Annotated in this window: 16 protein-coding genes and 1 tRNA gene; 13 read left to right on the top strand and 4 right to left on the bottom strand. The window is 61.6% G+C overall.

All coding sequences use genetic code 11. The features are described from left to right. Nucleotides 1-127: 127 nt before the first annotated feature. The 3 genes from WM40_RS08775 to WM40_RS08765 all read right to left on the bottom strand — a co-directional run bounded on the left by WM40_RS08775 (nt 128) and on the right by WM40_RS08765 (nt 2,704). A tRNA-Ser gene (locus WM40_RS08775) sits at nt 128-217 on the bottom strand. A gap of 161 nt (nt 218-378) precedes the next feature. After that, complete coding sequence (gene serS, locus WM40_RS08770) at nt 379-1,671, bottom strand: serine--tRNA ligase (protein WP_024902752.1); 1,293 nt, start codon at nt 1,669-1,671, stop codon at nt 379-381. Nucleotides 1,672-1,876: 205 nt separating this feature from the next. Continuing rightward, entirely contained in the window at nt 1,877-2,704 is an 828-nt protein-coding gene (locus tag WM40_RS08765; RefSeq protein ID WP_162199054.1) for a CerR family C-terminal domain-containing protein, read from the bottom strand. 138 nt (nt 2,705-2,842) lie between these two features. Between WM40_RS08765 and WM40_RS08760 the strand changes: the two genes are divergently transcribed. The 13 genes from WM40_RS08760 to WM40_RS08695 all read left to right on the top strand — a co-directional run bounded on the left by WM40_RS08760 (nt 2,843) and on the right by WM40_RS08695 (nt 17,144). Next, nucleotides 2,843-4,126 carry an HlyD family secretion protein gene (locus WM40_RS08760; protein ID WP_082102528.1) on the top strand — a complete coding sequence of 428 codons (1,284 nt, stop codon included), beginning with the start codon at nt 2,843-2,845 and terminating at the stop codon, nt 4,124-4,126. Further along, nucleotides 4,119-5,717, top strand: coding sequence for a DHA2 family efflux MFS transporter permease subunit (locus WM40_RS08755; RefSeq protein ID WP_046152696.1), 1,599 nt, complete (start codon nt 4,119-4,121; stop codon nt 5,715-5,717). The genes WM40_RS08760 and WM40_RS08755 overlap by 8 nt, the downstream gene beginning before the upstream one ends. Before the next feature lie 32 nt (nt 5,718-5,749). Beyond that, complete coding sequence (locus WM40_RS08750; protein ID WP_082102547.1) at nt 5,750-7,282, top strand: efflux transporter outer membrane subunit; 1,533 nt, start codon at nt 5,750-5,752, stop codon at nt 7,280-7,282. A gap of 83 nt (nt 7,283-7,365) precedes the next feature. Beyond that, the gene (locus WM40_RS08745) at nt 7,366-7,824 is read left to right on the top strand and encodes an Lrp/AsnC family transcriptional regulator (RefSeq protein ID WP_024902747.1); all 459 of its coding nucleotides are present in this window, start codon (nt 7,366-7,368) and stop codon (nt 7,822-7,824) included. A gap of 294 nt (nt 7,825-8,118) precedes the next feature. Next, nucleotides 8,119-9,066, top strand: a complete 948-nt coding sequence (locus WM40_RS08740) for a GntR family transcriptional regulator (RefSeq protein ID WP_236693442.1) — start codon at nt 8,119-8,121, stop codon at nt 9,064-9,066. Beyond that, the gene (locus WM40_RS08735) at nt 9,063-9,902 is read left to right on the top strand and encodes an ABC transporter ATP-binding protein (protein ID WP_024902745.1); all 840 of its coding nucleotides are present in this window, start codon (nt 9,063-9,065) and stop codon (nt 9,900-9,902) included. Before WM40_RS08740 ends, WM40_RS08735 begins: the two co-directional genes overlap by 4 nt. A gap of 2 nt (nt 9,903-9,904) precedes the next feature. Then, the gene (locus tag WM40_RS08730; protein WP_236693441.1) at nt 9,905-10,867 is read left to right on the top strand and encodes an ABC transporter permease; all 963 of its coding nucleotides are present in this window, start codon (nt 9,905-9,907) and stop codon (nt 10,865-10,867) included. 82 nt (nt 10,868-10,949) lie between these two features. Next, the gene (locus tag WM40_RS08725; protein WP_082102546.1) at nt 10,950-12,011 is read left to right on the top strand and encodes an ABC transporter substrate-binding protein; all 1,062 of its coding nucleotides are present in this window, start codon (nt 10,950-10,952) and stop codon (nt 12,009-12,011) included. A gap of 20 nt (nt 12,012-12,031) precedes the next feature. Beyond that, nucleotides 12,032-13,033, top strand: a complete 1,002-nt coding sequence (locus WM40_RS08720; protein ID WP_176025953.1) for a quinone oxidoreductase family protein — start codon at nt 12,032-12,034, stop codon at nt 13,031-13,033. Between the two features lie 124 nt (nt 13,034-13,157). Then, nucleotides 13,158-13,595 (top strand): PaaI family thioesterase, encoded by a 438-nt coding sequence (locus tag WM40_RS08715; protein WP_024902741.1) that lies wholly within the window; start codon nt 13,158-13,160, stop codon nt 13,593-13,595. 50 nt (nt 13,596-13,645) lie between these two features. After that, nucleotides 13,646-14,575 (top strand): VOC family protein, encoded by a 930-nt coding sequence (locus WM40_RS08710; protein WP_046152694.1) that lies wholly within the window; start codon nt 13,646-13,648, stop codon nt 14,573-14,575. Further along, the gene (locus WM40_RS08705) at nt 14,572-16,173 is read left to right on the top strand and encodes a class I adenylate-forming enzyme family protein (protein WP_046152693.1); all 1,602 of its coding nucleotides are present in this window, start codon (nt 14,572-14,574) and stop codon (nt 16,171-16,173) included. The genes WM40_RS08710 and WM40_RS08705 overlap by 4 nt, the downstream gene beginning before the upstream one ends. A 656-nt stretch (nt 16,174-16,829) precedes the next feature. Continuing rightward, nucleotides 16,830-17,144, top strand: a complete 315-nt coding sequence (locus WM40_RS08695; protein WP_024902737.1) for a hypothetical protein — start codon at nt 16,830-16,832, stop codon at nt 17,142-17,144. A gap of 303 nt (nt 17,145-17,447) precedes the next feature. Here WM40_RS08695 and WM40_RS08690 read toward each other — a convergent pair. Beyond that, on the bottom strand, nt 17,448-18,478 hold a 1,031-nt coding region (locus tag WM40_RS08690; RefSeq protein ID WP_046152692.1), incomplete at its 5' end, for a replication-associated recombination protein A.

Below are 18,478 nucleotides of genomic sequence, written 5' to 3'. Positions count from 1 at the left end.
CTCTGAACGACGCCGAAAAGAGGCACCGTAAACGAAAAAAGGGGCCGAAGCCCCTTTAATTTCAAGCGTTTCGGGGTAAAACCCGATCTGCTTGAAACCAGCCCGAAATTCAGACTGGCTATACATATGGCGGAGAGGGTGGGATTCGAACCCACGGTACGTTTGCACGTACGCCTGATTTCGAGTCAGGTACATTCGACCACTCTGCCACCTCTCCTACTTGCTACCTCTGCCGGTTGCGCCACACCCCATCGATGGTGATGCTTTGCTTTTCCGCCAGCGCTCCGCGGGTCGAATCGCGAAGAAGAAAGATTATAGGTGAGGTTTTCAGGCTTGCCAAGCTTTTTATCAGCGTCGACGTCTCGTCACGGGCACCGATCACGTGCCCGGGCGCAGCACTTCCACACCGCCCATATACGGACGCAGCACCTCCGGCACCGTCACGCTGCCATCGGCATTCTGGTAGTTTTCCAACACCGCTACCAGCGTCCGGCCCACGGCCAGGCCGGAGCCGTTCAACGTGTGCAACAACTCGACTTTCTTGTCCGCATTCCGGAAACGTGCCTGCATCCTGCGCGCCTGGAAGGCCTCGGTGTTCGAGCAACTCGAGATTTCGCGATACGTGTTCTGCGCCGGCAGCCACACTTCCAGGTCATACGTTTTCGCCGCCGAGAACCCCATGTCGCCCGTGCACAGCAATACCACGCGGTACGCAAGACCCAGCTTCTGCAGAATCGTCTCGGCGTGTCCCACCATTTCGTCCAACGCCGCATAAGACGTTGACGGCTCGACGATTTGGACCATCTCCACCTTGTCGAACTGGTGCTGGCGGATCATGCCCCGTGTATCGCGGCCGTACGCACCCGCTTCCGAACGAAAACACGGCGAGTGCGCCGTCATCTTGATCGGCAACCGGGCCAGCTCGACGATGCTCTCACGCACCGTGTTCGTCAGCGTGATTTCCGACGTGGAGATCAGGTACTGCGTCGCTTTCGTTTCGTCGCCCCCCTTCTGTACCTTGAACATGTCGTCGGCGAACTTGGGCAACTGACCAGTGCCACGCAGCACGTCGTCATTGACGATGTAGGGCGTGTATGCCTCTTCGTAACCGTGCGCGCCAGTGTGCGTGTTCAACATGAACTGGGCCAGCGCGCGATGCAGGCGCGCGATCTGACCACGCAGGACAGTGAAGCGCGCGCCGGATAGCTTCGCCCCGGTCTCGAAATCCAGACCCAACGGCCCGCCAACGTCGACATGATCCTTGACCGCAAAATCAAAGCGCGGCACCGTACCCACGCGCCGCACTTCCACGTTTTGCGTTTCATCCGTCCCCACCGGCACATCCGCCGCAGCCAGATTCGGTACCTCCATCAGCAGCGCTTCCATCCGCGTACGAATGTCTTCCAGCTTCACTTCAGAGGCTTTCAGCGCTTCGCCAATGCCGCCCATCTCGTCCATCAGCGCACTGGTGTCCTCGCCATTGCGCTTCATGATGCCAATCTGCTTCGACGCGGTATTTCGGCGCGCCTGCAGCTCTTCGGTACGGGTCTGGATCGTGCGGCGCTCCGCCTCCACGGCGTTGAACGCGGCAACGTCCAGGGTGTATCCGCGATCGGCAAGGCGTTTGGCCACACCATCGATGTCTTTGCGAAACTGTTGGATGTCGAGCATGAGGCTGTCTGAGACGCAAGTACGTGATTCGGTTACGATGCCGCCAGCGCCAGGAGGTCGATGTCCATGCCACCTGCGTGTCAGCACGGGCTGATCGGCATCGCGTAAGCCGCGATTTTACCGCAGCGGCGTTGCCGAGGGCGTGACAAAGCGCGGCAATATGGCGAAGTCCCACCCAACGTAGTGGAATGCGCCCACGAAAGACCTATTTCTTTGCCGGCGTATCGCGCAATTCGGTCAACCAGCCGCGCAACGTGGTGGCGGTCTGCTCGCGCACCATCTTTTTCACGGCGGCGATGCTGTCGGCATCGAAATCGTTCCATTTCATCAGATGCAACGCCATTGGCCTGGCAACGTGAAAGACGAACACCTGACCAAACAGCATCAACGATTTCATCCGCAACGCGACATCGTCCGATGACAGGCCGCTAAGCCGGGAAAGCAACGCGGTGGCGGCGCGATTGATCGGATGGCTGACCTTCCTGCGCAGGGCCTCGATGCCTTCGTCGGGCGCATGGCCGCTTTGCACGCGCGCCATGAACAGGTGACGACTGCGATAATCGGTCGAGTTGAGTAAATGCTCGACCAACACGTCGAGCAGATCGCAAAACAGATCAATCGCCTCCTCTTCCGTGATACCGGCCTTCAACGCCGCCTCCACGCGCGCCAGCACAGGGTCGAAACGTGCGCGCGACGTGGAGGCCATGTGCTCCGCGCAAGCCCGATAAACACCGTCCTTGTTCTCGAAGTAGTACTGCAACGCAGGCGGATTGACGCCCGCTCGTTGCGCAATCTCACGTGTCGTGGCGGCATCGAATCCGCGCTCGCCAAATACGCCGATGGCCGCCTCGATGATCCGCAATCGCGTCTCCTCGCCCCGCGCGTATCCGCCACCAGGCGGATGCCTCAGCCGCTTATCTTCCGCCACCTCTGCCGTGCGTGTGGCTTTTGACGGCATGGCGCGCGACGCCGCCGCCGCGGTACGCGCGACTTTCGTCGAGGACGCGGCGGACAGCGCGGGTTGCTTCGCCAAGCCGCGGGGTGTCGATTTGCGAGGGACCTTGGTGACCACTCTATGCATGTCGTTTGTTGGACCGATTCAAATAATACCACTTGACACAATTCTTCCAAACGGAATAATTATGCCTACTGGAATAATTTGGAGCCAAGCGTGGCGACAAGCACTACGCCGCAGTCGAGCGGCGGTCCGAACGGACAATCTGCACCCGGCAACACGACCGAGCCGAAAAACAATAAGCGCCGGACCCGTGTCCTGCTGGGACTGCTGATCGTCGCGGTACTGGTCGGCGTGGCGTGGGGCGCGCATTGGTGGCTGGTGGGTCGTTTTATCGAATCAACCGATGACGCCTATCTGCGCGCGGACAGCGTCACCATCTCGCCGAAGGTTTCCGGCTACGTCCTGCAGGTGTATGTTCCAGACAACGCCACCGTCAAGGCAGGGCAAGCCCTGTTGAAACTCGACACACGCCAGTACCAGGCCTCGCTGGACCAGGCCAAGGCGACGATCGATGCGCGCCAGGCGGATATCGTCAGGGCACAAGCCGATATCACGCAGCAGGAAGCGAGCATCGAACAAGCCAGGGCGCAAGCCGAGGCATCGCGAATCAATTATGACCACGCGGCGCGCGAATATGACCGCTACGCACCGCTGGCCGCGACGGGTGCCGAAACCAGCGAGCGCGTCGCCGATCTGCGCAATACCCGCGACCAGGCCCGGGCGACTTACCGCGCGAACCTTGCGGCGGTGAAAGCCGCCGAGGCGCAAATCGCCTCGATGCGCGCCCAGATCGCGCAAGCCAAGGCGCAGATGGAAGCAAGTCAGGCAAGCGCACGCGATTCGGCCTTGAACCTGGATGACACGATCGTTCGCAGCCCGATCGACGGCCGGATTGGCGACCGCACCGTGCGCGTTGGACAATACTTGCAGCCAGGAACGAAGACGATGACTGTCGTGCCTGTCGAGCAGATCTACCTGGTGGCGAACTACAAGGAAACGCAACTGAGCGACATGCGCGTTGGACAGCCGGCAAAACTGCACGTGGATGCCATGCCTGGCGTCGACCTGCGCGGTGTGGTGGACAGTTTCGCGCCGGGCACCGGATCCGAGTTCGCCCTGCTGCCGCCAGAAAATGCAACGGGCAACTTCACGAAGATCGTGCAACGTGTGCCGGTACGTATCCGCCTGGATACCGACAAGCAGACGCGCAGCCTGCTGTTGCCCGGCATGTCCGTGACCGTCGATGTGGACACCAGCGTCACGCCACAACAATCGCAATCGCAAGGCGCGCAATCCTCCAGCGACGCCGTGGGCGACGTCGCCAGCTCGTCGCCGGCGACGTCTGGCGTTGCATCCGGCGTCGCGACATCGCGCGTCAGCTCGTCCGCGAACGCCGCATCCGCACCAGCGGCCTCCCCGGCGGCGAATCATGGCTGAAACCCTCTCCTCGCGCCCCACCGCGTCGATCGACGACGACAACCGTCGCGCCTCCACCGCGGACTGGGTCGCCGTGTTCGCCGGCGCGTTGGGGGCGTTGATGGCCACGCTGGATATCTCGATCACGAACTCGGCGTTGCCGCAGATCCAAGGCGAAATTGGCGCCACCGGCACTGAAGGCACCTGGATTTCGACCGCCTATCTGATGTCGGAAATCGTGATGATTCCGCTGGCTGCCTGGCTCACCCGCGTCTTCGGTCTGCGTAATTTCCTGCTCGGCACGGCCGCGTTGTTTACCGTGTTCTCGATCTTCTGCGGCCTTTCGCAAAACTTGCCGCAGATCATCGTTGGACGGCTCGGCCAGGGCTTCGCCGGCGGGGCCTTGATTCCCACCGCGCAGATGATCATCCGGATGCGCCTGCCACCGAAGCAGATGCCTGTCGGCATGTCCATCTTCGGCCTCATCGTGCTGCTGGGCCCCTTGCTCGGGCCGGTGGCGGGCGGTTGGTTGGCGGAGAACATCAACTGGGCATGGTGCTTCTACATCAACATCCCCGTCTGCATCGCGTTGCTGGTACTGCTATGGGTCGGCCTGCCGCCGGAGAAACCACAATGGTCGCGTTTCTTCAGCGCGGATTGGCTGGGCATCGTCGGCCTGTCCATCGGCTTAAGTTCACTGACCGTGGTGCTGGAGGAGGGCCAGCGTAATCGCTGGTTCGAATCACAGATGATCACGACGCTGACGATCGTCACGGTGGTGGGCATGATCCTGATCGCCATCTCGCAATTCGTCGCGCGGGAACCGATGTTGCGTCTGTCGTTGTTTCGCAATCTCCGCTACGCCAGCGTCATCCTGATCGTGTTCGCCGTCGGCATGGGTCTGTATTGCGTCGCCTATCTGCTGCCGCAGTTTCTATCCGGTGTGGCAGGGTACAACGCGGAACAGTCCGGGGTCGTATTGTTGGTCTCGGGACTGCCGGCCTTCCTCCTCATGCCCGTATTGCCCCGGATACTCGGTGCCATCGACGCCCGTTGGCTCGTCATGACGGGCGTCATATTGTTCGGCATCAGTTGCCTGCTGGATACGTCGTTGACAGCGCAAAGCGTGGGCCATGACTTTACCTACTCGCAGTTGATGCGCGGTTTCGGGCAGATGCTGGCACTGATGCCCTTGAATCAGGCGGCGATGGCAGCGGTGACGAGAGAACAGGCCGGCGAAGCGTCCGGCATGTACAACATGGCGCGCAACCTCGGCGGCTCGGTGGGCCTTGCATTGATCGGCATCTTCCTGGATCGCCGCACCGTGCTGCATGACAACATCCTGCGCGAAGCCGTGACGAACAATTCAGTGCTGGCCAATGCGCGCATCGACGGCAACGCCGCCAGTTTCATGGCCCAAGGCAGTGACGCCGCGCATGCGCACATGCAGGCGCTCAGCCAATTCGCGCAGCAGATTCATGTGCAGGCTACCGTGATGACGTATGCGGAAACCTTCTTCCTGCTGGCAATCGCGCTGTTGATCTGCATCCCCCTGGCCTTATTCCTTCGGTCTCCGCGCGGCTTCGGCGGTGCTTCCTCGGGTGGGCATTGATCACCGTGAACGCTTTATTTGATATCGGCCGCATGACTTCCACCCGCTCCTCTTCCGCCACAGCGACGCCGACCAACCCGTCATCGCTGCTGCGTATATCGCAAACCGCGTTCATCGCGCGGCGGCCACAGCCATCCCGCCGGTTTGCCGGCGCCTTGGTGACCGTCGCTGTGCTTACCGCGCTGGGATTGACCGGCTGCACGGTCGGACCGGACTACAAAGGCGCACCCAATGCCGCCCCCGATACGCTGAAGGCGAACGCATTCCGCCGCACGCCAGACAAGGGTATTGCCACCTCTCCGGGCATCTCTCAATGGTGGACCATGCTGAACGATGCCGAACTGAACAGCCTCATCGAGCGGGCGCTGGCTCACAACCCTGACATTCAGGCAGCGGAAGCCCGCTTGCGCGCCTCGCGTGCCGCGTTGTCGAAAGAACAGGCCAACGAACTGCCGAAAGTCAGCGGTAGCGGCACCGTGATCCGGGCGCGCCGCCCCGATAGCCTCGGCAACCTGCTGGGGGGGAGCGGTCCTATACAGAATTTCTCCGCGTCCTTCCTTGCCAGCTGGGAAATCGATCTGTTCGGCGGAACGCGCCGAGCCATCGAGGCGGCCGGCGCCGATGCACAGGTAAGCGAGGCCAACCTGGCCGACGCCCATGTATCGCTGGCCGCTGAAGTGGCACAAGCATATATCGATCTGCGAGCACAGCAACAGCGGATCATGCTCGCGAATCAATCGGCAACGGCGGAACAGAAAATCCTCGATCTCACCCAGCAGCGCCGCGACCGGGGCACGGCGGGCGACGTGGATGTCGAACGCACGCGCACGCAAGTGGACACTACCCGCGCCTCCATCGCACCGATCAACGCCGACCTGGGTGAGTCCCTCGATCGCCTTGCGGTGCTATGCGGGATGGAGCCCGGCGCGTTGGATGCCGAATTATCACCGTCAGCCCCCCTGCCCGCTGTCCCTGCGGAAGTCGCGATCGGCGATCCCACGGCGATGCTGCAGCGGCGTCCCGATATCCGCGCCGCAGAGCGGAAATTGGCCGAAGCCACCGCGCAGATTGGACAACAGAAGGCAGCATTCTTTCCCAAGCTGACCCTGTATGGCGACCTCGGCTTCAGCGGGACACAGCCGGCGCATTTGTTCCGCAAGAGCAATGCCGCTTGGCTTGGCGTGCCCTACCTCTCGTGGAACGTCCTCGATTTCGGACGGACCGCGGCGTCCGTGCATTCGGCTGAAGCGCAACGTGATGCCGCCGAGGCCGATTACCGCAAGGCCGTCCTCGAGGCATTGCGCGACGCGGATACCGCCCTGTCCCGCTACGGTCACCAACGCGAAAATGTCGTGCAGTTGATGGCGGTACAGGCGTCCGCCACGCGGTCCGCCACCTTGGTGGAACAACGTTATCGCGCAGGCGCCGCAAGCATGATCGACTTGCTTGACGCCGAACGCACCCGTCTGTCGGCGGAGCGTGACACCGTGTCCGGCAAGGCCCAACTGGTACAGGACTTCGTCACAATCCAGAAAAGCCTCGGCCTGGGCTGGAACGCCCATTAGACGGCGACAAGCGAACGCTCTACCATCTGCGGATAGGGCCGCAACGGCCCGATCTTGGACTTGCCATGGAAGACACCACCACGCTGGACGCAATAGATCGCAAATTGCTGGCGCGATTGCAGCAGGATGCCACCACACCTGTCAATGAGCTGGCCGAAGCGGTGAACCTGACGACCACGCCTTGCTGGCGCCGCGTGCAACGTCTGGAAAAAGAAGGCTATATCCTCAAACGCGTCGCCTTGCTGAATGCCGTGAAGCTCGGGGTGGGCGTGACGGTCTTCGTTCAAGTGAAGACCAGCAACCACTCCAAAGAATGGTTTCATCACTTCAAGGCGGTCGTACAGGCCATCCCCGAAGTGGTGGAGTTTTATCGGATGAGCGGTGCGTACGATTACATGTTGCGCGTCGTCGTTCCCGACATCACCGGTTATGACCGGGTCTACCAAAGGCTTATCGCCCAGATTCCGCTGTCGGACGTCACCGCGAGTTTCGCGATGGAGCAACTGAAGTACACCACCGAATTGCCGCTCCCCGGCCTCTGAGACATACGGCGCCCCCTCCCATTCTCCGCGGGGCGCGTTTGCCTACTCGCCTGTCAGCTTGCAGCCGGTGTCACGGTACCGGCTGCTCCCCTTATCCCATGGCATTTTCAGGGCACGCTTGCGTCGTGATCTCTCTAAACTGAGCTTCTGAGCAGCTTACAACTATTGGCGTATATAACGCATCACGGCAATTGATATCTTTTTTTATTTGTTGCCGACGCTAATTTTGTGCGTCTTAATAGCGTTTCCCAACGCCTCGCAAGACGGACTTGTAAGCCGCTCACGGAGACAGCCATGCCTCATGCAGACGCCGCAATAGACTCCCATTCGCCACAGACCCCTGCGTCGCCGGATACGATGGACGCCGCAGCGCACTCACTGCCGCGTCCGTTCGGCGCCAGCGTGCCGGATGCCTCGCTAAGCCGTGGCGACGATGCCTATGCGCGTTTGCGCGCCGACATCATCGCGTGCCGACTGATGCCCTCCAGCACCATCACGGAGCCGGAGTTGATGCAGGTCTATAACATCGGCAAGAACAGTTGCCGAATCGCCCTGGTGCGTCTCGTCCATGAGGGATTCGTCAAATCGCTGCCGCGCCAGGGCTATCGCGTCGCCCCTATCACGCTGAAGGATGTCGAGGAAGTCTTCTCGATTCGCGAGGAGCTGGAACCGCTGGCCGCACGCCTGGCCGTCGGTCGAGTGGACATCGATCTGCTGCGCCGCCTGGAGGCGGCATGCCGCGTAAAGCATCCGGTGCCGTTACCCGAGCAAATAGATGTATTTCTCGATGCCAACAAGGAATTCCATCTCGCCATCGCCGCCGCAAGTGGCAACCAGCGCCTGCTGAGGACCCTGTCGGGGCTGATGGATGAAATGTCGCGGCTGGTGGCGCTGGGCTTTGGGGTACAACAGACCAAACCTGAGATCAAGCACGATCACAATGCAATGATCGATGCTTTTATCGCGGGCGATGGCAAACGTGCGGAATTGATCGCACGGCGACACATCGAGACGTTCCGGGCGATGACGATGGAAAAGGTCTACGCCAGCTTGTCACAGGCAGGCGCCACGGTGCCGACGCCACGCGGCGGCAATCGCCGCGCCACGCAAGCTGCACACGCCAAGGTTGCCGAGGTCGAGCTGACGCAACCGGCGCAGCACGCGGCAAACGATGCCGCGCCCCACGCGCCGCATCCCGTGCCGACCCACGACGTCACGCCGTTCGCCAGAGCCCGGGCATGAGCGTCACGGGCGGCATCGCGCCGATCGCATCGACCGGGCGCGCCACGACGCGCCCGGTCGATGCGACGCCAGTGCCTTCTGAGATCGGGAAGTCATCCGATGCCACACCGGCTTTGTCACTGCGCCGCGTGGGTAAGCGGTTCGGGGATATGACGGTTCTGTCGGACATCGATCTGGATGTTGGCAAGGGCGAGATCGTCGCCTTGCTGGGCGCGTCGGGCAGCGGCAAAAGCACGTTGCTGAACATCGTCGCGGGTTTGCTGGCGCCGGATGGCGGGACGCTGGCCTATGACGGCATCGCATCCGCACGCGTCGATCGATGGCGCGAAATCGCCTATATGTTCCAGGACGACCGCCTGCTGCCATGGCGCACCGCCCGCGATAACGTCGCGTTCGGCTTGGAAGCACAGCGCCTCGACAAGGCCTCCCGACGTGCTCGCGCCGAGGCGGCGTTAACCCTCGTCGGTCTGCAGCACGCCGGCGATGCCTATCCGCACGAGATGTCCGGTGGCATGCGTAGCCGTGCAGCGTTGGCGCGCAGCCTTGTGGTCGCCCCCTCGATCCTGTTGATGGACGAGCCGTTTTCAAAACTCGATCCGCAAACGCGGACCTCGATGCATCAGGAAGTGCTGCGTATTCAAGCGATGCAGGGTACGACCGTGCTTTTCGTCACGCACGATGTGGAGGAAGCAGTTGTCCTGGCAAACCGTATCGTCGTTCTGACCGCGCATCCGGGTCGCATCAAGGCAATCCACCACAACACACTATCGGCCCCGCGAAACGCCACCTCGCCCGTGGTTGCCGAAGTCATCCGTGCATTGCGTCTGGAGATTTGAGCATGGGACTACCTCCGTTACGCCCCGATAATTCTGATTCGGCATCCTTACTATTATCGTCCCCGACATCCGATAGCCGTGATGATCCCCATCTCACCGTCAACGAAGCGGATGACAAGCGAGCGCAATGGGTAAACGCAGGCCCTGCCACCACCTCGGCACAGTCGACGACCTCCCGTCGGCGCGCCCGCGCGGACGCCCGTCGCCACGGCAGTTGGCAAGGGCTGGTGCTGCAACGAATGGCGTTCGTCGCGATACTGCTGGCGCTCTGGTGGTGTGCATCGCTACGCATGCCTTCCTTCGTCCTGCCGTCGCCTTTGCGCGTGGGGGCGGCGATGCTCACACTGTGGCACACCGACACATTCGGTCATGACCTCGCGATCACGCTATATCGCGTGTGCGGCGGCTTCCTGCTGGCAACGGCACTCGGGACACCCATCGGCATTGCCTTGGGTGCCAGCCGTGCGCTCGCACGTTTCTTCGAACCGATTCTCGCCGTGATGAACACGGTTTCATCGGCGATCTGGGCCATCTTCGCCATTATCTGGTTCGGCATCTCGAACGGCACGACGATCTTCGTCGTCTTCATGACGGCGATGCCCTTGATACTCACCAACGTCTGGCAAGGCGCGCAGACGGTGCAATCCGATTACGTCGAACTGGCGCGCAGCTTCCGGATGTCTCGCATCGCCATTCTGTACAAGGTATACCTGCCGTCGATCCTGCCCTACTTTTTCTCCGGCGCGCGCCTGGCATTCGGCTTCGGCTGGCGCGTGTCGCTCGTCGCTGAAACGCTGGGGGCGTCGGACGGCATCGGCTATCGGCTCAAGCAAGCCGCCGACCTGGTCCAGACCGATCAGGTCTTTGCCTGGACCATCACGCTGGTCGTCCTGATGCTGCTGCTGGAAAGCGGCATCCTCAAGCCACTCGAACGCTATCTGTTCCGCTGGAAGAAAGTTGCCTGAACCCGGAGGCACCCCGCAGCGCCACGGTGCACGTATTGTCGGTACCACGCGCTCACCCCTCCATCACATAAAGGTCACCGTCATGCGATCGATCCTGCCGCGCCGCAAAGGCCACCCCACTTCTCCTCTTCGTCTTCGTATCGGCCGTCGTGCCGCAGTGCTGGTGGGCGTATGCGCCACGGTATTGACGATGCTCGCCGCGCCGATGCAGGCACATGCCGCCCCGGTACGGATCGGCTATTGGACCAGTGGCGTCAGCCTTGGTTTTGGCGCGGTATTGGAAGCCAAGGGCTACCTGAAGGCGCATGGCGTGGATGCAACGTTCGTTCGCTTCTCGGACGTCAACGCGCCAACGCGTGCGCTGGCCGCCGACGCCATAGACTTGGCTTTCGGCGCCGCGGCCGCGAGCGTCTTCGCCACGGCCTCCGAAGGCGTGCCGGTAAAGATTTTCCTGGCCACGCAACCTGCCGACGTGCAATTCGTCGTCCCCGAGGATTCTCCGATCAAGTCGCTGTCCGAATTCAGGGGCAAGAAGATCGGTATGTCACCTGCAGGCAGTTCGGTTGCCTCGATCGCACAAGCCGTACTCGCCGGCAACTACGGTATCCGGCCGACGGACTTCTCGCTAGTAGGCGGCAATGAATCACGGCTCGCGCAATTCCTCGTACAGAAACAAGTCGATGGCGCCGCGCTGCGCTCGGTGACCATTGCACAGTTGCATGAATTGAAGGTGCGCCAATTGGGCACCTTCTCCGGGGAGTGGCGCAAGTACACGAAGACCGATGCAGTGCCGTATATCGGCGTCGGCGCGGTGCGCGGCGACTTGATCGCACAACGCCCGGACCAGGTCGCGAAGATCATCGCCGCAATGCGCGACACATTGGCCTGGGGCGCCACGCATCCGGATGACGTCGCGCTGATCCTGCAGAAGACCGCGAACCTGCCACCCGAAGACGCCAAGGTCTACGCCGCGCAATGGCGCAATATGAACCGCGCGGCGTTCGAGCCATCGGACATCGAAACACTGAAACGCGAAAATGCGCTGTTTGTCAGCAGCGGCATCATCAAGGGAACGTTGCCGGACAACCTGTTCGTGACCGGCCCTTATGAACAATCGAAATCGATCAAGGAGATCGCACAATGACCGCTCCCCCACAAGACACGATGCGCGCGCTGGTGTTGCACGGACACGGTGACCTTGACACCCTGGCCGTCCAGACAATCGCCACCCCTCGCGCCACCGACGGGCATGTCGTGATCCGCGTGAAGGCGTCGTCTTTCAACTATCACGACGTGTTCACGGTACAAGGCATGCCTGGCATCAAGGTGCCGTTTCCGGTTGTCATCGGCCTGGACATGGCAGGCGAGATCGTCGCGCTAGGAAGCGATGTGCAAGGCTGGAAAGTCGGACAACGCGTGCTCGTCAATCCGCTCTATCCGGGCAAAGGTCTGATGGGCGAGATGCTCGACGGCGGCATGGCGGAATACTGCCTGGTGTCGGTGCCGCAGTTGATCGCAATGCCGGATGGCGTGTCGTTCGAAGACGCGGCATCGCTGCCGGTGGCCTACGGCACCGCGCACCGGATGCTGATCACACACAATACCGTGAAGGCGGGTGACAAAGTGCTGGTCCTGGGTGCAAGTGGTGGCGTGGGAAGTGCCTGCGTCATGCTTGCGAAGCAACTAGGCGCCGAAGTGATCGCCTGTGCCGGCAGCGACGAAAAGGCCGCGGCGCTTAAGGCGATGGGTGCCGATCATGTGCTCAACTACCGCGACACCGATTTCTCGAAATGGGCCATCAGCCAGTTCGGCAAGCCACAGCGCCGAAGTAATGAAGGCGGCGTGGACGTGGTGATCAATTTTACCGGTGGCGATACCTGGGTGCCGTCGCTCAAGTGCATCAAGCGTGGCGGCACATTGCTGGTCTGCGGCGCGACCGCCGGCTACGACCCGAAGGAAGACCTGCGCTACATCTGGAGTTTCGAGCTGAAAGTGATCGGATCCAATAGCTTCTACGACGACAACCTGTCGGCACTGATGGACATGATTGCCGCGGGCACGTTAAAGCCGGCCATTGATCGCGTGCTGCCGCTGGAAGAGGCGGCGGAAGGCCTGCGGCTGATCCGCGACCGTGAAGTGCTCGGCAAGGTCGTGATCGCCCCGTAAGCTGGCGCATCGGACCCTCCCGCCTTTTCATTCTCCTCACGCCCCCGCAACCCTATTTGACGCGCTTTTCGAGCGCGGTCACGCGGGGACGACGTTTCAGTCAGCGTAACCGGAAACCATCATCATGAGCGACACGATTCTGTCGAAGGAAGCCATCACGGAAAAGCTCCGTCGTGGTCCGTTTCACCAATGGCTCGGCCTGGAAGTGCTGTCCGTCGCCGACGGCGAAATCGAAATCAAGGCGCAATGGCGTGAGGAATGGGTGGTGAACCCCGACAAGCGCTACACGCATGGCGGCATTTTGGCGACGTTGGTCGACCTGACGGCCGACTGGGCGCTTGTCTCCAAAACCGGCCGGGGCGTGCCCACCGTCGACCTGCGTGTCGATTATCATCGCGCAGCGATGCCCGGTGATCTGATCGCCCGCGGCAAGGTGATCAAATTCGGTGCCACGCTGTCCGTTGCCGAGGCGCAAATCTTCGACACCGACGGCAAGCTCTGCGCCAGCGGCCGGGGCGTGTATTCGACCGCATCCGCTCCGGCCGCCAAGCCCGCGACCTGATTCACCACCTTCAACCTGCTCCTCCTCTCACCGCACGAAGCGAGATCGCGATGCAACTCGACCATCTTGTCATCAACACGCGCTTCCACACCGATGACGCAGCGGCCCAATGCGCAGCATTGGGCTTTACGCTCACCCCGCGCGGACGCCATACATTGGGTTCGATCAATCATCTGGTGATGTTCGACAATCATTACCTCGAATTGATAGGCCTGCCGACCGACGGCGGTAACTTGCGGGACGAAGTGCTGTCGAGTCCGTTCGGCATCGATGGACTGGTGTTCCAGACCGATGCGCCGGAACGTACCGCGAGCGATGTCGCCGCCCACGGCTTCACGCTCGGGCCTGTTCAGCGGTTTTCACGGCCGGTTGAGATTGATGGGCTGCACCGTGACGCGACCTTCGTGACGGTGCGTCTTCAGCCCGGACAGGTAGATGCGGGACGGGTCTATTATTGCCAGCATCTGACCCCGGAACTGGTCTGGCGGTCACAGTGGCTCACGCACGAAAATGGCGTGCAACGCATCATCGCACTGACGGTGGTCGGTCACGACCCGGCCGCCCTGCGTCGACAATATACGCAGCTTGGCGGGAATATCGAGACGCGCGTCCATGCCGATTCAGCATCATCCCGGTCGATGACCTCGGATGCCGCCTTTCTGATCCGTGTGACCGATCCTGGAAGCTTCGCCATGCGCTTTGGTGATGTCGCGCAATACGCGCCCACGTTGGCGCCGATGCCCGGCGCGGCGCGGCACCTGCCCGAGGACCCGAGCGCCTTGCGTCCCGGTTTCTTCGGTGCCATCACGTTTCACGCCGAGGCGCCCATCACGCTGGCCCGGCGCGCGCAGGCGGCCGGCCTGCCTTTTTTTATCGATGGCTTGTCCATAGAAGATTTACACAGCGCACACGCCGACGCCGCATGCCGGGTAGTGGTCGCCTTACCGGCTTTCTCGACGTTGCTGGAGTTTCAAAAATGACCACGGACAATCTCGGCAACGTCGCTTTCTTGCGCGGTCATGCCGCATGGAAGCCCGACGACATTGCGTTCATCGGCCTGGATGCGCACATGCAGGCGCGGGAGATCACGTTCGCCGACTTCGAGACCCTCACCGAGTGCATCGCGCAGCGATTATTGGCGGACGGACTGCGGCATGGCGAGCGGGTTGCCGTGGTTGCGGCGAACTCGATCGACTATGTGGCCACGCTACTGGGCACCATGCGCGCCGGTGGCGTGGCGGTGCCGGTGAACTTCAAATTCCCGGACGCATTGATCGCCTATGTGTTGCAGGACGCCGGGGCCGTGCGCGTATTCTGCGACAGCGCCCACGTGGCATCCGTGCCCGCCGCTCTCCCGGTCGTCGTGCTGGATGCGCCCGACGACCATCCAGCCGCCTTCGGCGGATGGTTAAAGCAAAACACCGCTACGGCCCCCTCTGCGATCGATACATCGAACGCCGGGCAGGCCTTCGCCGCCATGCCGCCGCGCGTCACGCAGCGCGAGGACGACGTGGCGATGTTGTTGTACACATCGGGTTCCAGCGGCAAACCGAAGGGGGTAAAACTCACGCATGCAAGTCATGCGTGGGTGGTGCGCACGCGACTTGCCGCGGACCCGCTGACGGGCGACCGCGTGTTGATTGCCGCACCGCTGTATCACATGAACGCCCTGGCGCTGGCCATGCTGACAGTGGCGGCAGGGGCGACGGCGGTGTTGATGCCACAATTCAAGGCCACGCGCTACATTGCCGCGATCACCCGCTATCGCTGCACCTGGCTTACGGCGGTGCCACCGATGATCGCCATGATGCTACGTGAACATGACGCTTTGGCGCAGGCAGACCTGTCATCGGTACGCGTGATCCGGATGGGTTCCGCGCCGGTCAGCGCGAGCCTTCTGGCACGCACGGCCGAATTGTTGCCGAACGCGCGCATCATCAACGCCTATGGCACCACGGAAGGCGGCCCCGTCGTCTTCGGCCCGCATCCAGACGGACTGCGCACCCCGCCTCTCGCCGTCGGCGTCCCGCATCCGGCCGTCAAGGTCCGGCTTGCCACGGCCGATGGCATGACCAGCGACAGTGATCCCGCCATCACGGAGGGCGTGCTGCAAATAGCCAGCCCGGGCATCATGCAGGGATATCACCAGCGCCCCGACTTGGCGCCCCCCTTCACCGCGGATGGGTACTACATTACCGGTGATGTCTTCCAGCGCGACCGGGACGGCTTTCATCTGTTCGTAGGGCGCGCTGACGACATGTTCGTCTCCGGAGGCGAAAACATCTTCCCTAGTGAAGTCGAGCGCATGCTGGAAACCCACCCTGGCGTCCAGCAAGCTGCCGTGGTGCCGGTGGATGACGAGATCAAGGGCACGAAACCGGTCGCGTTTATCGTTCGCGCGGACCCGGCGCTGACCGCCGAAGCGGTCAAGCAACATGCGCTGGCCCATGCCCCCGCCTATCAGCACCCGCGTCAGGTCGTATTCGTGGATGCCTTGCCGCTTGCCTCCACCAACAAAATCGATCGTCGCGCGCTGCTCGATGAAGCCCGCAAACAAGCGCTCGCACCTGCTTCCTGACCCGCGCCGACGACGCAGTCGATATGCTGCGTCGCGGGCGGGAGATCGTTGTCTCGCAAACCGTACATTTACTTACATCGGTGGTCCTATCACATTGACAGGACTGATGTTTTTTCGCTACCATAGCGGTACTTTCATTCTTGGAGATTCTCAGTGGACAGTGACTCTCATAGTCACACGCCGGCATCGGCCGGCAAACACTGACGAATCAGCGCTACCGCCGCCTCTCCTTGTCGGCCAGAGCTGATTCGTCGTTTAGACGGGTCAGCGCGCCACAGCCGCGTCACCATGGTGTTACCGCTTCGCTCCTCGGCTTCGTTCGTTTTGCCGCATCGCATTTTCTTGTGATGACAGGCAGCGATGCCCGGACAGCGTCCTGGTGTGCGGCTGTACGACTCGCTCCCTTTATTTGAATCGATGCCCGTACGCTGCGTGCGCCGGGGTATTCGCGCAAACGGTTCGGCCGTTGTGGCGTGATTTTGCGATGCGGTAACGCCGATCAGGCTGACACGCCATCCCAACGATCGCCGTGACGGATGATACCGAGGCTGCTTTTGCGTGGACGCCAACGTCATGCAGGTTCACGGAAGGTCCGTGTAAGCCGGTATGGGCAGCATCACGACACGTCCTAGCGGCGTGCCGGAAGGAGTTGAAACATGCAAATCGCCATTGAACGTCCGTTGCATGCTCGCCGCCATGCTCATGAACTGAGCCTGGTATGTTCCATCGACGCGCTGAACATCGTGCGCAAGCACTTGTTCAACGCGTTGCGCGAAATCGGTCTGGATGCCAATCAGGTCATCGTCAACCGCGGTACGGCGGACGCATGCGCGTCACTGGCCGCCTTGATCCGCTGCCGCCCGAGCCAAGACGCGCAATTGCAGGCGTTAGCCGAGACGCTACGTCACCATGAAGGCGTGAGCACGGCCTCCTGGCGCACATCGCGACGCGATAATACGTGGGTCAATTGAATTTCTGAAGCAATCCGAAGAATGCAAACGCATCACATCCGTGCGATGCGTTTGCGTTCCGCCACGCATTGGACTTACTTGAGCGATATCGCCCCACGGTATGCGCACCAGCCGTATCTGTATCGGTCGGCGACCGTCACTTGGTCGATGAACTTTCGTACAGAATGGCCGAGGCGACCAAACGGCAGATCCGATCATGCTCCCACTGATTGCCTATGACGGCATACAGGCGCTATGAATAAATACCATGCCGCCATCGGCTGTAACAGAAGCCGTGCAGCCTCCAACATGTCCGCCACCAGATCACGACGTCTCGCCGTCATCCCTGGCAGCGTCATCCAGGCTGCGCAACCAGGCCAGCTTATCGATGATCTTGGTCTCCAGACCCCGCGGTACCGGTTGGTACCAACCCGGCTCGGGCATGTCTTCGGGCAAGTAGGTTTCCCCGGCAGCGTACGCGTGGGGTTCATCATGTGCGTAACGGTAGGCGTGCCCGTACCCTAGTTCCTTCATCAGCTTGGTTGGCGCGTTGCGCAGGTGGATCGGCACCTCTCGCGTCTTGTCCTGCTTGACGAATGCCATCGCTTGATTGAACGCGTTGTAGCCCGCATTACTCTTCGCGGCGCAGGCGAGATACATCACCGCCTGCCCCAGCGCCAGCTCGCCTTCCGGCGATCCCAGTCGCTCGAACGTCTCCGCGGCATCATTGGCCAGTTGCACCGCGCGCGGGTCGGCAAGGCCAATATCTTCCCACGCCATCCGGATAATCCGGCGCGCGAGATATTTAGGATCGGCACCACCGTCGATCATCCGGCAGAACCAATACAAGGCCGCGTCCGGATGCGACCCACGCACCGATTTATGCAGCGCCGATATCTGGTCATAGAAATTCTCGCCGCCCTTGTCGAAGCGTCGCGTGTTCAGCGTCATCGCGCTGGACACGAATGCCGCATCGATATGCTGCCGCTTCGTCGACAGCGCCGCGGTCTGCGCCTGCTCCAGCAGGTTCAGAAACCGGCGCGCATCGCCATCGGCGTACCCGATCAATGTCTCGATCGCCTTGTCGTCGAAGGTCAGGTCCTGCAACGCGATACCCTGTGCACGGCGCAATAGTTCGCGCAGCTCGTCTTCGTCCAGTGACTTGAGCACATAGACCTGCGCTCGGGACAGCAGCGCCGAATTCACTTCGAAACTGGGATTCTCCGTCGTCGCGCCGATAAACGTGACCAGGCCCGACTCGACGAACGGCAATAGCGCATCCTGCTGTGCCTTATTGAAACGATGGATTTCGTCAACGAACAGGATCGTATGTCGACTGCTACGGTCGAGCGTCT

The sequence above is a fragment of the Robbsia andropogonis genome, assembly GCF_000970345.1.
Lineage (GTDB): Bacteria > Pseudomonadota > Gammaproteobacteria > Burkholderiales > Burkholderiaceae > Robbsia > Robbsia andropogonis.
The sequence above is the reverse complement of the archived record's forward strand: the minus strand, read 5'-3'. Positions and strand labels throughout refer to the sequence as shown.